The 12,502-nt window shown below is 58.9% G+C and carries 13 protein-coding genes and 1 riboswitch; of the genes, 12 read left to right on the top strand and 1 reads right to left on the bottom strand.

Features of this window, described 5'->3' with window-relative positions; all coding sequences use genetic code 11:
* Positions 1-2 precede the first annotated feature (2 nt).
* Positions 3-220: riboswitch (cobalamin riboswitch) on the top strand.
* Positions 221-467: 247 nt separating this feature from the next.
* From nrdH to AC13Q5_RS26755, 5 genes are all read left to right on the top strand, one after another.
* Positions 468-689, top strand: coding sequence for a glutaredoxin-like protein NrdH (gene nrdH / locus AC13Q5_RS26775; protein ID WP_488503755.1), 222 nt, complete (start codon positions 468-470; stop codon positions 687-689).
* A gap of 10 nt (positions 690-699) precedes the next feature.
* Positions 700-1,095 carry a class Ib ribonucleoside-diphosphate reductase assembly flavoprotein NrdI gene (gene nrdI / locus AC13Q5_RS26770; protein ID WP_488503754.1) on the top strand — a complete coding sequence of 132 codons (396 nt, stop codon included), beginning with the start codon at positions 700-702 and terminating at the stop codon, positions 1,093-1,095.
* The gene (nrdE, locus tag AC13Q5_RS26765; RefSeq protein ID WP_488503753.1) at positions 1,083-3,293 is read left to right on the top strand and encodes a class 1b ribonucleoside-diphosphate reductase subunit alpha; all 2,211 of its coding nucleotides are present in this window, start codon (positions 1,083-1,085) and stop codon (positions 3,291-3,293) included. Before nrdI ends, nrdE begins: the two co-directional genes overlap by 13 nt.
* A gap of 19 nt (positions 3,294-3,312) precedes the next feature.
* Positions 3,313-4,287, top strand: a complete 975-nt coding sequence (gene nrdF, locus AC13Q5_RS26760; RefSeq protein ID WP_488503752.1) for a class 1b ribonucleoside-diphosphate reductase subunit beta — start codon at positions 3,313-3,315, stop codon at positions 4,285-4,287.
* Positions 4,288-4,483: 196 nt separating this feature from the next.
* On the top strand, positions 4,484-5,308 hold the full coding sequence (locus AC13Q5_RS26755) for a glycerophosphodiester phosphodiesterase family protein (protein WP_488503751.1): 825 nt from the start codon (positions 4,484-4,486) through the stop codon (positions 5,306-5,308).
* A 124-nt stretch (positions 5,309-5,432) separates the two neighbouring features.
* Here the strand turns inward: AC13Q5_RS26755 and AC13Q5_RS26750 are convergent, their stop codons facing one another.
* Entirely contained in the window at positions 5,433-5,711 is a 279-nt protein-coding gene (locus tag AC13Q5_RS26750; RefSeq protein ID WP_075853128.1) for an HU family DNA-binding protein, read from the bottom strand.
* A gap of 355 nt (positions 5,712-6,066) precedes the next feature.
* Between AC13Q5_RS26750 and AC13Q5_RS26745 the strand changes: the two genes are divergently transcribed.
* The 7 genes from AC13Q5_RS26745 to AC13Q5_RS26715 all read left to right on the top strand — a co-directional run bounded on the left by AC13Q5_RS26745 (position 6,067) and on the right by AC13Q5_RS26715 (position 12,469).
* Entirely contained in the window at positions 6,067-6,288 is a 222-nt protein-coding gene (locus AC13Q5_RS26745) for a hypothetical protein (RefSeq protein ID WP_075853129.1), read from the top strand.
* A 166-nt stretch (positions 6,289-6,454) separates the two neighbouring features.
* Positions 6,455-7,453: a Tim44 domain-containing protein gene (locus tag AC13Q5_RS26740; protein ID WP_457880228.1), complete on the top strand. Its 999-nt coding sequence runs from the start codon at positions 6,455-6,457 to the stop codon at positions 7,451-7,453.
* A 213-nt stretch (positions 7,454-7,666) separates the two neighbouring features.
* The gene (locus AC13Q5_RS26735; RefSeq protein ID WP_075853131.1) at positions 7,667-8,542 is read left to right on the top strand and encodes an arginase family protein; all 876 of its coding nucleotides are present in this window, start codon (positions 7,667-7,669) and stop codon (positions 8,540-8,542) included.
* A 200-nt stretch (positions 8,543-8,742) separates the two neighbouring features.
* Positions 8,743-9,567: a class I fructose-bisphosphate aldolase gene (locus AC13Q5_RS26730; RefSeq protein WP_488503750.1), complete on the top strand. Its 825-nt coding sequence runs from the start codon at positions 8,743-8,745 to the stop codon at positions 9,565-9,567.
* A gap of 21 nt (positions 9,568-9,588) precedes the next feature.
* The gene (locus AC13Q5_RS26725; protein ID WP_488503749.1) at positions 9,589-10,746 is read left to right on the top strand and encodes a Gfo/Idh/MocA family protein; all 1,158 of its coding nucleotides are present in this window, start codon (positions 9,589-9,591) and stop codon (positions 10,744-10,746) included.
* Entirely contained in the window at positions 10,743-11,414 is a 672-nt protein-coding gene (locus tag AC13Q5_RS26720) for a D-lyxose/D-mannose family sugar isomerase (RefSeq protein ID WP_457880232.1), read from the top strand. Before AC13Q5_RS26725 ends, AC13Q5_RS26720 begins: the two co-directional genes overlap by 4 nt.
* A complete protein-coding gene (locus tag AC13Q5_RS26715; protein WP_488503748.1) occupies positions 11,414-12,469 on the top strand; it encodes a carbohydrate kinase family protein in 1,056 nt (351 codons plus the stop codon). Before AC13Q5_RS26720 ends, AC13Q5_RS26715 begins: the two co-directional genes overlap by 1 nt.
* Positions 12,470-12,502: the final 33 nt, after the last annotated feature.

Below are 12,502 nucleotides of genomic sequence, written 5' to 3'. Positions count from 1 at the left end.
ATACTATATATAGTGTTCGAGGTTCTTCTGATTCGCAAGGATTGGAGGCTAAGATGGGAATCCGGTCGGCAAGCATGATGCTTGTCAAGCCGGAGCTGCCCCCGCAACTGTGAGCGGTGAGCATTCGTTTGATGACGTCACTGAGGCGATGAGCCTTGGGAAGGCAGGACGAATGTTGTGACCCGCGAGCCAGGAGACCTGCCTTGAGCATTGACGTCCACGGGCGGGGTGTCCGGCTGGCGAGCGATAGTTCTGCGGCATGATCGCCGCCGTCACTTCCTCGAAGCCCCCGCATCAATAACTTCGGGGTGAAGTGCATGTTCCTGAGTATCCATAGTCGCCCGCGCGAATGACGGCCGCTTAATGCGCCCGGCAGCCGCCTAGGTTTGCCCCATTTTTCACTCCGCCGAGCGGGCACCATCCGATGCCCGAGCGATTTTCTATGCCCATCCATACGAGGATATCTCATGAGCATCACCGTTTATAGCAAGCCCGCCTGTGTGCAATGCACAGCTACGACCCGCGCCCTCGATCGCCAGGGGATCGATTACACCATCATCGACGTATCGGCCGATGCGGCGGCATATGAGCTGGTGCAGGGTCTCGGCTATCGCCAGGTTCCGGTCGTTGTTGCCGGCGAATTGCATTGGGCCGGCTTCCGTCCCGACATGATCAGCGCTCTTGCCTGAGGAGCCGGCGGTGGGGGAGATCGTCTATTTCTCCAGTCGATCGGAGAATACCCATCGCTTCGTTGCCAAGCTTGCTTTGCCGGCCGCTCGTATTCCGCTTGCCGCGGGAGACGAACTTCGCGCGACATCGCCTTACGTCCTCATCGTCCCGACCTATAGCGGTGAAGGCGGCAAGGGGGCCGTACCCAAACAGGTAATCCGCTTCCTCAATGATGCGGGCAACCGTTCGAATATCCGCGGGGTCATCGCCGCGGGCAACAGCAACTTCGGCGCGACCTACGGGATCGCCGGCGACATCATCTCTGCCAAATGCCAGGTGCCGTATCTCTATCGGTTCGAGCTTTTGGGCACTGACGAGGATGTAGCCAATGTCAGACACGGATTGGAACGATTTTGGACACGCTAAGCTCTTCTTTGTCGCCGGATGCGGGCGAAAAACCGCAGGGCACTTTTTCTCATTCCGCGAATGACCGGCCAGCGAAGGCCACGGAAACGGCATCGGATTATCATGCCCTCAACGCGATGCTGAACCTCTATGACGAGCAGGGAAGGATCCAGCTCGACAAGGACCGCATGGCGGCCAAGCAATACTTCCTCCAACACGTCAACCAGAACACGGTCTTTTTCCATAACCTTAGGGAAAAGCTCGATTATCTGGTAACGGAAGGCTATTACGAGCAGGAGGTGCTCGACCAATATTCCTTCAATTTCGTGCGCGATCTCTTCGATCACGCCTATGCGAAGAAGTTCCGCTTCCCGACCTTCCTCGGCGCCTTCAAATATTACACCAGCTATACGCTGAAGACCTTCGACGGAAAGCGTTATCTTGAGCGCTACGAAGACCGTATCTGCATGGTGGCGATGACGCTGGCGGGCGGAAACGAGCAGCTCGCCCGCGATCTGGTCGACGAGATCATCTCCGGCCGTTTCCAGCCGGCAACGCCGACCTTCCTTAATGCCGGCAAGAAGCAGCGCGGCGAGCTGGTCTCCTGCTTCCTGCTGCGCGTCGAAGACAATATGGAATCGATCGGCCGGGCCATCAATTCTGCTCTGCAGCTGTCGAAGCGCGGTGGCGGCGTGGCCCTGTCACTCACGAACATTCGCGAGGCCGGCGCGCCGATCAAGCATATCGAGAACCAGTCGTCGGGCATCATTCCTGTCATGAAGCTGCTGGAAGACTCCTTCTCCTATGCCAACCAGCTTGGCGCGCGGCAAGGGGCGGGCGCCGTCTATCTGAATGCCCACCACCCGGACATCATGCGCTTCCTCGATACCAAGCGCGAAAATGCCGACGAGAAGATCCGTATTAAGACGCTGTCGCTCGGCGTCGTCATTCCGGACATCACCTTCGAGCTGGCGAAGAACAATGAGGATATGTACCTCTTCTCGCCCTACGACGTGGAGCGCGTCTACGGCGTGCCGTTTACAGAGATTTCGGTGACGGAGAAGTATCGCGAGATGGTGGCTGACAGCCGCATCCGCAAGAAGAAGATCAAGGCGCGCGAATTCTTCCAGATCATTGCCGAAATCCAGTTCGAGAGCGGCTACCCCTACATCATGTTCGAAGACACGGTGAACCGCGCCAATCCGGTTGCCGGCCGGATCACCATGAGCAATCTTTGCTCTGAAATCCTGCAGGTCAGCGAAGCCAGCGAATATAGCGACGACCTCTCCTACAAGCATATGGGCAAGGACATCTCCTGCAATCTCGGCTCGCTCAACATCGCGGCCGCCATGGACAGCCCCGATTTCGGCAAGACGATCGAAATGTCGATCCGCGCGCTGACGGCTGTCTCCGATATGAGCCACATTTCTTCCGTGCCCTCGATCGAGAAGGGCAACGACGAAAGCCATGCGATCGGCCTCGGCCAGATGAACCTGCACGGCTATCTCGCCCGCGAGCACATCTTCTACGGCTCCGAAGAAGGCGTCGATTTCACCAACATCTATTTCTACACCGTCACCTACCACGCCATTCGCGCCTCGAACCGGCTTGCGGTCGAACGCGGCCAGAGCTTCAAGGGCTTCGAGAATTCGAAATACGCTTCGGGCGAGTATTTCGACAAATACACGGAGCAGGAATGGAAGCCGGCAACCGAGCACGTTGCGGGAATCTTTGAAGAGGCAGGGATCGCTATCCCGACCCAGGAAGACTGGCTGGAATTGAAGAAGGCCGTCATGGAAGGCGGGCTCTATAACCAGAACCTGCAGGCCGTGCCTCCCACAGGATCGATTTCCTACATCAACCACTCGACCTCTTCGATCCATCCGATTGTCTCGAAGATCGAGATCCGCAAGGAAGGCAAGATCGGCCGCGTCTACTATCCGGCCGCCTTCATGACCAACGACAATCTCGACTACTACCAGGATGCCTATGAGATCGGGCCGGAAAAGATCATCGATACCTATGCTGCGGCGACGCAGCACGTCGACCAGGGCCTGTCGCTGACGCTGTTCTTCCGCGATACCGCAACCACCCGCGATATCAACAAGGCGCAGATCTACGCCTGGAAGAAGGGCATCAAGACCATCTACTACATCCGGCTTCGCCAGATGGCGCTCGAAGGCACGCAGGTTCAGGGCTGCGTTTCCTGCACGCTCTGAACTTTGAGGGACCATGAAAATGAATATGCAATTCAAGCCGGCAAGCCGCGTTCGCGCCATCAACTGGAACCGCATCGAGGACGACAAGGATCTTGAGGTCTGGAACCGCCTGACCGGCAATTTCTGGCTGCCGGAAAAGGTGCCGCTGTCGAACGACATTCAATCCTGGGCGACGTTGAAGCCGGAGGAGCAGCAGCTCACCATCCGCGTCTTCACAGGCCTGACCCTGCTCGACACGATCCAGAACGGCGTTGGTTCGGTCAAGCTGATGGCCGACGCCGCAACGCCGCATGAAGAGGCCGTTCTGTCGAACATCTCCTTCATGGAAGCGGTCCACGCGCGCTCCTATTCGTCGATCTTCTCGACGCTGTGCCTGACCCCTGATGTCGATGATGCCTATCGCTGGTCCGAGGAAAACGAGTTCCTGCAGCGCAAGTCGACCCTGATCATGGAGCAATATTCCTCAGACGACCCTTTGAGGAAGAAGGTCGCCAGTGTGTTCCTCGAGAGCTTCCTGTTCTATTCGGGCTTCTATCTGCCGATGTTCTGGTCGAGCCGCGCCAAGCTCACCAACACGGCCGACATGATCCGTCTCATCATCCGTGACGAAGCCGTGCATGGCTACTATATCGGCTACAAGTTCCAGCGCGGGCTGGAGCGGCTTTCGGAAGAGCGCAAGCAGGAGATCAAGGATTTCGCCTTCGATCTGCTGCTGGAGCTCTATGACAACGAAGCCAAGTACACCGAGGCGCTCTATGACGGCGTCGGGCTGACCGAGGACGTCAAGAAATTCCTGCATTACAACGCCAACAAGGCGCTGATGAACCTTGGCTACGAGGCGCTCTTCCCCGCCGAGGCCTGCAAGGTCAACCCGGCGATCCTGTCCGCACTTTCGCCGAATGCGGATGAGAACCATGATTTCTTTTCCGGCTCGGGCTCGTCTTATGTCATCGGCAAGGCCGTTACGACCGAAGACGAGGACTGGAATTTCTGAGATTGCGTGTGCGACGGCCTGGATATGCCGCCTGTCATTTCCGATCGCGGCCATTCGGCTGCGATCGCTGTCCTCAAGTGCCGCTCGCAGTAACCGCCTTGTGCTTTGCAGATCTGTCAAAATCCCATGATACGCCCCGCCAAAGACGTCCGGTTCCGGACGATTCGCGCGTATTCCCGCGAGGTGAGGACCTATCATGGACTATGCCGACTATATCGCCGACCCCTCGCGAGATTGCGCGATCGTCGTCCATCGCGGCATCTGGCGCGCTGCGCCGGAAAATAGCCTGCTGGCGATCGATCGAGCGATTTCTGCCGGTTACGATGCGGTTGAGATCGACGTGCGATGCAGCAGCGACGGCGAGTTCTTTCTCCTGCATGACGATACGCTTGAGCGAACCGCCGGCCTAGCCCAGGAGGCGGAGGGGTTGACGCTCCACCAGCTGTCGAGCCTGCCTCTGCGTGATCGTGACGGCGGAGAAGCGAACCGGATGACCGGGGAAAAGCTGCCGAGCCTGAAGGATGTCTTCGACCTCACCCGCGGCAGCATTTTCCTGCACCTCGACGTCAAGCGCAGAGACATGATCCCCGGTGTGATCGCCTGCGCTCGGGCGATGGGCGTCGATCGGCAGGTCGATTTCTGGGGCGATTTGAAAACCCAGGACGATCTCGCCTGGATCCGGAGTAACGTGTCGCCGGAGATGGTTCTCTTCATGGCGAAGACGCGCCTCGGTGCCGCGGACGCCGAAAACCAGCTCGATCTTCTGTTTCAGCTCAACCCACTGCTTTGCGAAATCTACTTCGACAGTCTTGACCAGCTCTCGGCCCGCAAGGCGCTTTTTGTGGAGGCGGGTGTGCGCCTGTGGGTCAATACGCTCGATTCCGTTTCCTGCGCCGGCTTCACGGATACTGCCGCGCTAGAGGACCCTGCGGCGATTTGGGGCAGGCTTATCGATGCAGGCGTCTCCGCGATCCAGACGGACGAGGCTGAGGCGCTGAGGACCTATCTCAAGACCCGCTAGTCAGGCGTTCCATGTGATCATCCTGACTGGTCGCGAGGCGGTGTTCACCTTCGCTTGGAAATGCAAATGGCCGGCTCTAACAGATAGAGCCGGCCATTGAATCATCGGAACTTAACGATCCGGATTACTTGTTGAGTGCATCCTTCAGCGCCTTGGCCGGCGTGAAGGCGAGCTTCTTCGATGCGGCAACCTTGATGGTTGCGCCCGTTCCGGGATTGCGTGCTTCGCGCGCCGGCGTGTCCTTGACTTTGAACTTGCCAAAGCCCGGGATCGAGGTTTCGGCGCCGGATGTTGCGGCTCCGGCAATGGCTGCAAAGACGGCTTCGACAATCGCCTTGCTCTGGACTTTGGTAAGCTTGTGGTCTGCAGCAATCTTGTCTGCGATTTCATTGGTAGTGGTCATGAGGCTTCCCCCGCATTGATGACACCGGAATCATTTCCATTGCCGATGTCCATTGTCACCTGGAGTCCGGGCGGGAAAGGCCTAGAATGCCTGTGTTTCCACAGGTTCCAACGCTTTGAAGCCATTTGATGCGCCTTTTGCAGGTGATTTTCCGGTTGAGCGCTCAGCCCAACAGCCGATTGGAGGGCGGCAAGTCATCTCCGCGGATGCCTGCGAATCTGCTGAAAAGGCCAGAATCGGGGGCTTTGCCGCTCCTCTTTGTTATTCGGATGCGAGTTTTGGAGAAGCAATCGAGGCTGGCCTTTCGCGTGGCAGGTCTATAGAGGCTTGCTCAAGACGAATGGATGGACAGGTAATGGAACACGAGATCAAGATAGACAATCGCGGCGATTTCGGGCTTTGGGCCATCGAGGTCGCAAAGCAGATCATCAGTGAAGAGGGTTTTGAGCTGGCAAGGGCGGCTCGGGACGGCACGGACGATGATGTCCGCGCGGCCGGTAATGCGCTCGGGCAGGTAATCACCAATGCGCTGATGGAGGTCTATGACGGTCTGACCGAAAATGCGGATGAAGACTAGGATCATCTCCGAGAATTGCGGCCAATGATCGGCACACTTGCAGGATTAGTATGTCCTGGATTGAATTTTAAAAGTTGCACCAACTTAAAATCGCAGCCTTACAATCGCGAACTGGCATTCCCATATAGGGGCGGAAATGATTTTCTGCCCAATGACAGGAGAGCCAATGTTCCGCGCAGTACCGCGTTTTGCCAAGATCGCAGCTATCGTCGTCCTTGCCGCCGCTTCGTCTTTAGCGACCTTTGACGCTGCCGATGCGCGGCGGGCTGGATCCAGCGGGTTCGGAAGCCGTGGGACGCGCACCTTCGATGCTCCGGCTGTAACGAGGACGGCTCCCACGCAGGCAGCGCCCATCGATCGTACGATGACGCAGCGGCCTCAGCAGCAGACAACGACCCAGCCGCCGCTCGGCGCGCCGCAGCGCCCGGGCCTCTTCGGAGGCTTCGGCGGGTCGATGATCGGCGGTTTGATCGCCGGCGGTCTGCTCGGCATGATGCTCGGTCACGGTTTCGGCGGCGGCGTCGGCTTCCTCGGCATGCTTCTGCAGATCGGCCTGATCGTGCTTTTGATCAGCTTTGCCATGCGCTTCTTTGCAAACCGCCAGCGCACGCAATATGCGGCGCCCGGATCTGGGCCGTCCTACAACGCGAACGCCATGAATAACGCGGGCGCTTCGCCGCGTCCTTCCTTCTCCATCCCCTCCATCGGTGGTGGAGCGGCGGCGACGTCGAAGGCGCGCCAGGCCAATGACGAGATCGGGCTGCAACAGGCCGATCTCGATCGCTTCGAGCACCTTCTTACCGAAATCCAAACGGCTTACGGTGCCGAGGACTATGCGACGATCCGCAGGCTGACCACGCCCGAAGCGATGTCCTATCTGGCAGAAGAGCTCGGCGAGAACGCCACCCATGGCGTGCGCAACAGCGTTTCCGACGTTCGCCTGCTGCAGGGCGATATTGCAGAAGCCTGGCGCGAAGGCGACAGCGAATACGCAACGCTTGCCATGCGCTATTCCAGTATCGATGCGATGGTCGATCGTGCGACCGGGAAACTCGTCGACGGCGATGACCGCAATCCTTCGGAAACGACCGAGCTTTGGACTTTCGTTCGCAAGCCGGGCGCCGATTGGACGCTTTCCGCGATCCAGGGAACTGGCCAGCATTGATCCGAAATTGAAGTTTGCTGGAGATTGCCCCGCGTCGAAGGCGGGGCAGTCGGCCGATCCAGAACTGGGATGGTTCCTCGCCAGATTGGGATCGGCTTAATTTCGGTGGCGGTACTGCCTGCTTGCATTGGCTGAAGAGCCGCCAGCTAAGTCATGTTTTCATCGAGAATGGACGATCCGAATTGAGGGATCGTGACTATGAAGAGGTAGACCATGACGATCGATCCGACGAAAATTCTGCGTCTGAACCTGCCTCAGTGGCAAGGTGGCGACCATCCCGACTACAGGATCGGCGCGCGCGTCCTTGCCGCTATCGCTCCTGAGCCGCTCGGGCCAGAGGAGACCGTTGCCGTACCGGAAGCAGATGGTGGTCCGCGTCCGACCGAACAGGGGATCGTCTCAAAGCAGGCACTTTTGAGTAATCTCGCAGCGGCAAAGAGTGCCATTGCTCGTCACAGTCCGGAAGCAATCGTTACCCTTGGCGGTGATTGTCTTATCAATCTCGCGCCAACAGCCTATCTCAGCGAACGATATGGCGAAGACCTTGCCGTGCTTTGGGTCGATGCTCACCCCGATATTATGACGGCCAGCGAATTCGCGCACGCCCATGCACATGTGCTCGGCATGTTGATGGGGATCGGCGATGCGGATTTTGTCGACGCGGTTCCACGGCCGGTAAAGGGAAGCAAAGTCTTGTATGTCGGGCTGACCGAGACCACACCCTATGAGACGGATTTCATTGCGAAACATGGAATGACGCGTCTCAGTCCGGAAGAGCTGGCCGGCTCGGCGGAGCCGGTATTGAAATGGCTGAGGGCTTCTGGTGCGAAGAAAGTCGCGGTGCATTTCGATCTCGATGTGCTTGACCCTTCCCTTTACGATTTCCTGCTGTTTCATGACCCCAATGCGAAGCCGAATGCTTTCGAGGGTGTAGCAAGGGGCAGGCTGCGTTTCGAGGACGTCGTCAGCATCCTGCGCGCTGTGGATGCGGAAGCCGATATCGTCGGGCTGGCGATCGCCGAATATATGCCGTGGAGCGCAATTCAACTGTCGAAATCGCTGCGGACAATTCCACTGCTGGGTGGATGATAGAGAGATGACGGAGGTAGGTTCGGGAAGCCCGCCTTTTTCTCGGAGCGGTATGTGTCTCCTGATGGCCAAACTGGCCGCGTAATCTGTTTCATCGAAAGAGAGGCGTATTGTGGAAACGATACCGCATTCACCTTGACTCGCCAGTCCGCTCCATTAATGTACCCGTGTGGAAACGTTACCACATTGGGAGGAAATGGATGAAATCCGCGCGGCTCAACCGCCTGTTTGGCGTGTCCGGAAATTGTTTCGACGTCGCCATAGATCACGGCATGTTCAATGAACGCACCTTTCTTGCCGGAATCGAGGACATGCGGACGGCTATCAGGGTGATTGCGGATGCCGCACCGGATGCGATCCAGCTTCCGCCAGGCACCGCACCCATTCTGCAGGCGATCCCTGGCAAGCATCGCCCTGCGCTGGTGCTGCGCACGGATATTGCCAATATTTATGGCAATCCGCTGCCTTCGACGCTGTTTTCCGAAATGATCGACCGGGGCGTGGAACAGGCCGTGGCGCTTGATGCCGCCTGTGTCGTCGTCAATCTTCTGATGCTGCCGGACCAGCCCGAAGTCTACCGCGCCTGCGTGCGCAACGTGAACAGCCTGAAGCGCGAATGCGAGATCTATGGCATGCCGCTGATGGTCGAGCCACTGGTCATGCAGGATAATTCCAAGGGCGCCTATATGGTCGATGGTGCGATCGACAAGATCCTGCCGCTGGTGCGCCAGGCCGCAGAACTCGGCGCCGACATCATCAAGGCCGACCCTTGCGATAATGTCCAGGAGTATCATCGTGTCATCGAGATCGCCCAGGGCCTGCCGGTGCTCGTGCGTGGCGGCGGCCGCGTCTCGGATCAGGAAATACTCTCGCGCACGAAGCAGTTGATGGAGCAGGGCGCCCGCGGCATTGTTTACGGCCGCAATGTCATCCAGCACAACAATCCTGCGGGCATGACGCGCGCTCTGATGGCGATCGTCCATGAGGAGGCTTCAGTCGAAGACGCCTCGCGGCATCTCGCCTGACGCATCCTGGGAGGAGGAGACATGACGAAAAAATTCCGTTTCGGCGTCATCGGCTGCGGCTTGATGGGGCGCGAATTCGCAAGCGCCGCGGCGCGCTGGCTGCATCTCGCCGATACCAGGGCACGGCCGGAAATCGTTGCCGTCTGCGACACGAATGCGGCGCTGCTGGACTGGTTCAAGGAAAATGTGCCGTCGGTCCGGCAGTTCACCAGCGATTACAAGGAGCTGCTGGCGAACCCGGATGTCGATGCGGTCTATTGCGCCGTGCCGCATGTGCTGCATCAGCAATTCTATATCGACATTCTGAAAGCCGGAAAGCATCTGCTTGGCGAAAAGCCGTTTGGCATGGATGCGGCACAGAACCGCGAGATCATGGCGGTGCTGTCGGAAAACCCGAAGCTTTTGGTTCGCTGCTCGTCGGAAATGCCGTTCTTCCCCGGTGCGCAGAAGGTCATCGCGCTCGCCGAAAGTGGCGAGATGGGCGATATTCTGGAAGTCGAGGCCGGCTTCCTGCATTCGTCAGATATAGACAGGCAAAAGCCGATCAACTGGAAGCGCATGGCCGAGATCAACGGCGACTATGGCTGCATGGGCGATCTCGGCATGCATGTTTTGCACGTGCCCTTGCGGCTTGGCTGGCGTCCGCAGACCCTGCACGCGCAGTTGGTCAAGAAGATCACAGAGCGTCCGGACGGCAAGGGCGGCATGGTGCCATGCACGACCTGGGACAATGCGACGATCAGCACTCGCGTCAGCGTGGGCGGCCAGGATTTTCCGATGGTGCTGAAGACCTGGCGTATCGCGCCGGGCGAAGCCAATACTTGGTATATTCGCATCCTCGGCATGAAGAAGAGCGCCTTCTTCACCACCAAGTCGCCGCGGCAATGGCAGTGGATGGATTACACCGGCGGAGCGCAGGCCTGGAGCACCGAGGATCTCGGCTATGGCTCGCTCTTCCCAGCGATCACCGGCAAGATCTTCGAATTTGGCTTCGCCGATGCCATCCAGCAGATGTGGGCCGCTTTTGTCGACGAACTGGCAGGCGGAAACGCCAATGGTTTTGCCTGCGCTACGCCGGAAGAGGCTCATGCCCATCACGCGGTGCTGACCGCCGCGCTGAAATCCGGCCGTGAGAATATCGTGGTGCCGGTCGACTACGAAGGAGCGGTGGCCCGATGAAGCGCTCCGAGATCAATGAAGCGCTGCGGCGCGCAAACAAAACCCTCGAACATTGGCACTGGTCTCTACCGGAATGGGGCTACTGGACCGCGGTGGATTTCTCCGCCAATCCTGAAGCGGCGCGCTATCTGCGCAGCCATCAGCTGGGATGGGATGTGACGGATTTCGGCTCCGGTCGGTTCGCCGAATGCGGCCTCGTGCTGTTTTGCCTGCGCAACGGCATCGTCGGTGTCGAAGGCGAGCGCACCTATGCCGAAAAGCTGCTCTTCGTCGAGGAAGGGCAGGTGACGCCGACCCATCGCCATCAGGCCAAGATGGAAGACATCATCAACAGGGCCGGCGGCGATCTCGTGATCGAATTCGCCGCGGCCGACGCCGAAGGCAATGTGCTGCGGGATGATGTGACTGTTCCGGTCGACGGCTTGCCAAAAAAACTTGCCGCATGGGAACCGCTGGTTCTCTCGCCGGGCCAAAGCGTGACGATCCAGACCGGGCTCTATCATCGTTTCTATGGCCGCAAGGGCGGCGGACCTGTGTTCGTCGGCGAAGTCAGCCAGGTCAACGACGACAATAGCGATAATTACTTTCTGGAGCCGATCGGGCGCTTCGCCGCGGTCGAGGAGGACGAACCACCGCTGAGGCCGCTCTGGAATGAGGCAGGTGGCTAATGCGAACCGGGGAGGAGGTTCGCGGCAGCGAAAGGAAAGACAAGGGAGGCATCGTCTGCGCGGGAAACTTCATCGTCGATCGCGTACACACACTGTCTTACTGGCCGGAGCAGGGTAATCTCGCCTATATCCAGCATCAGGACGTTGGCGTTGGCGGTGGGGCTGCCAATGTCGTCACCGATCTCGCCTCGCTCGGCTTTTCAGGAAAGCTTGCGGCGGCTGGCTGCATCGGCATGGACATCGATGGCGAGATCGTCAAGACGCGTCTGCGAGGCGCCGGCATCGATGTCAGCGGGTTGCGTGAGCTTCCCGACCATGCGACGGCGCATACCCATGTCATGAATGTGCCGGGGCAGAACCGCACGTTCTTCTATCATGGCGGTGCCAATGATGCAGCGACGGATGCGCTCATCTCACCTGCCGTCTTTGCGGCCGCCGGCTACCGGCTGTTCTATCTCGGCTATCTGATGCTGCTGCCCGGTCTTGACAGGATCGATGCGGAGGGGCGGTCGGGGGCATCCCGACTGCTGAAAGCCGCACGCGACGCCGGCCTGACCACCTGCGTGGATTTCGTCTCCAGCGAGGATCCGGAGTTTGCGGCGAAGGTGGGTTCAGCTTTGCCCTATTGCGATTTCCTTATCATCAACGAACTTGAGGCAGGGCGCGCAACCGGCATCACCGTGCGTGACGCCATGGGCGAATTGGATGAGACGGCGCTTTTGCTGGCGGGCGAACGATTGCTCACGGCAGGTGTTGCCAGGGGTGCAATCATTCACGCCCCGGAAGTCTCCTTCTGGCTTGCGCCGGGCGCAAAGCCAATTGTTTCACATTCCCGACCGGTCGATGCCGCCGACATTGTCAGTACTGTCGGCGCCGGCGATGCCTTCTGTGCTGCTGTGCTCTATGGCCTGCATGAGGATTGGCCCGTCGAGCGCATCTGTGCGGTTGCGCATGCCGCGGCTGCCCGTTGCCTTGGAGGTGCCACAGCGACCGATGGTATCCCTGACATGGTGGCACTTCTGGAGGATGTGAAGGGGAAGCATGCCTGTGCCTAGCGCGGGCTGCAGGGCGGCAGTGTCCACCATTGG

The sequence above is a fragment of the Martinezella sp. CNPSo 3964 genome (assembly GCF_057784375.1).
Note: the sequence above shows the minus strand (reverse complement) of the source record. Positions and strands in the feature narration are given on the sequence as shown.

What these genes read in the sequence shown, in the direction of transcription:
- nrdH (WP_488503755.1), top strand. Translation starts at nt 468, where the DNA reads ATGAGCATCACCGTTTATAGCAAGCCCGCCTGTGTGCAATGCACAGCT.
- AC13Q5_RS26755 (WP_488503751.1), top strand. Translation starts at nt 4,484, where the DNA reads ATGGACTATGCCGACTATATCGCCGACCCCTCGCGAGATTGCGCGATC.
- nrdF (WP_488503752.1), top strand. Translation starts at nt 3,313, where the DNA reads ATGAATATGCAATTCAAGCCGGCAAGCCGCGTTCGCGCCATCAACTGG.
- AC13Q5_RS26750 (WP_075853128.1), bottom strand. Translation starts at nt 5,711, where the DNA reads ATGACCACTACCAATGAAATCGCAGACAAGATTGCTGCAGACCACAAG.
- AC13Q5_RS26740 (WP_457880228.1), top strand. Translation starts at nt 6,455, where the DNA reads ATGTTCCGCGCAGTACCGCGTTTTGCCAAGATCGCAGCTATCGTCGTC.
- AC13Q5_RS26725 (WP_488503749.1), top strand. Translation starts at nt 9,589, where the DNA reads ATGACGAAAAAATTCCGTTTCGGCGTCATCGGCTGCGGCTTGATGGGG.
- AC13Q5_RS26730 (WP_488503750.1), top strand. Translation starts at nt 8,743, where the DNA reads ATGAAATCCGCGCGGCTCAACCGCCTGTTTGGCGTGTCCGGAAATTGT.
- AC13Q5_RS26715 (WP_488503748.1), top strand. Translation starts at nt 11,414, where the DNA reads ATGCGAACCGGGGAGGAGGTTCGCGGCAGCGAAAGGAAAGACAAGGGA.
- AC13Q5_RS26720 (WP_457880232.1), top strand. Translation starts at nt 10,743, where the DNA reads ATGAAGCGCTCCGAGATCAATGAAGCGCTGCGGCGCGCAAACAAAACC.
- AC13Q5_RS26735 (WP_075853131.1), top strand. Translation starts at nt 7,667, where the DNA reads ATGACGATCGATCCGACGAAAATTCTGCGTCTGAACCTGCCTCAGTGG.
- AC13Q5_RS26745 (WP_075853129.1), top strand. Translation starts at nt 6,067, where the DNA reads ATGGAACACGAGATCAAGATAGACAATCGCGGCGATTTCGGGCTTTGG.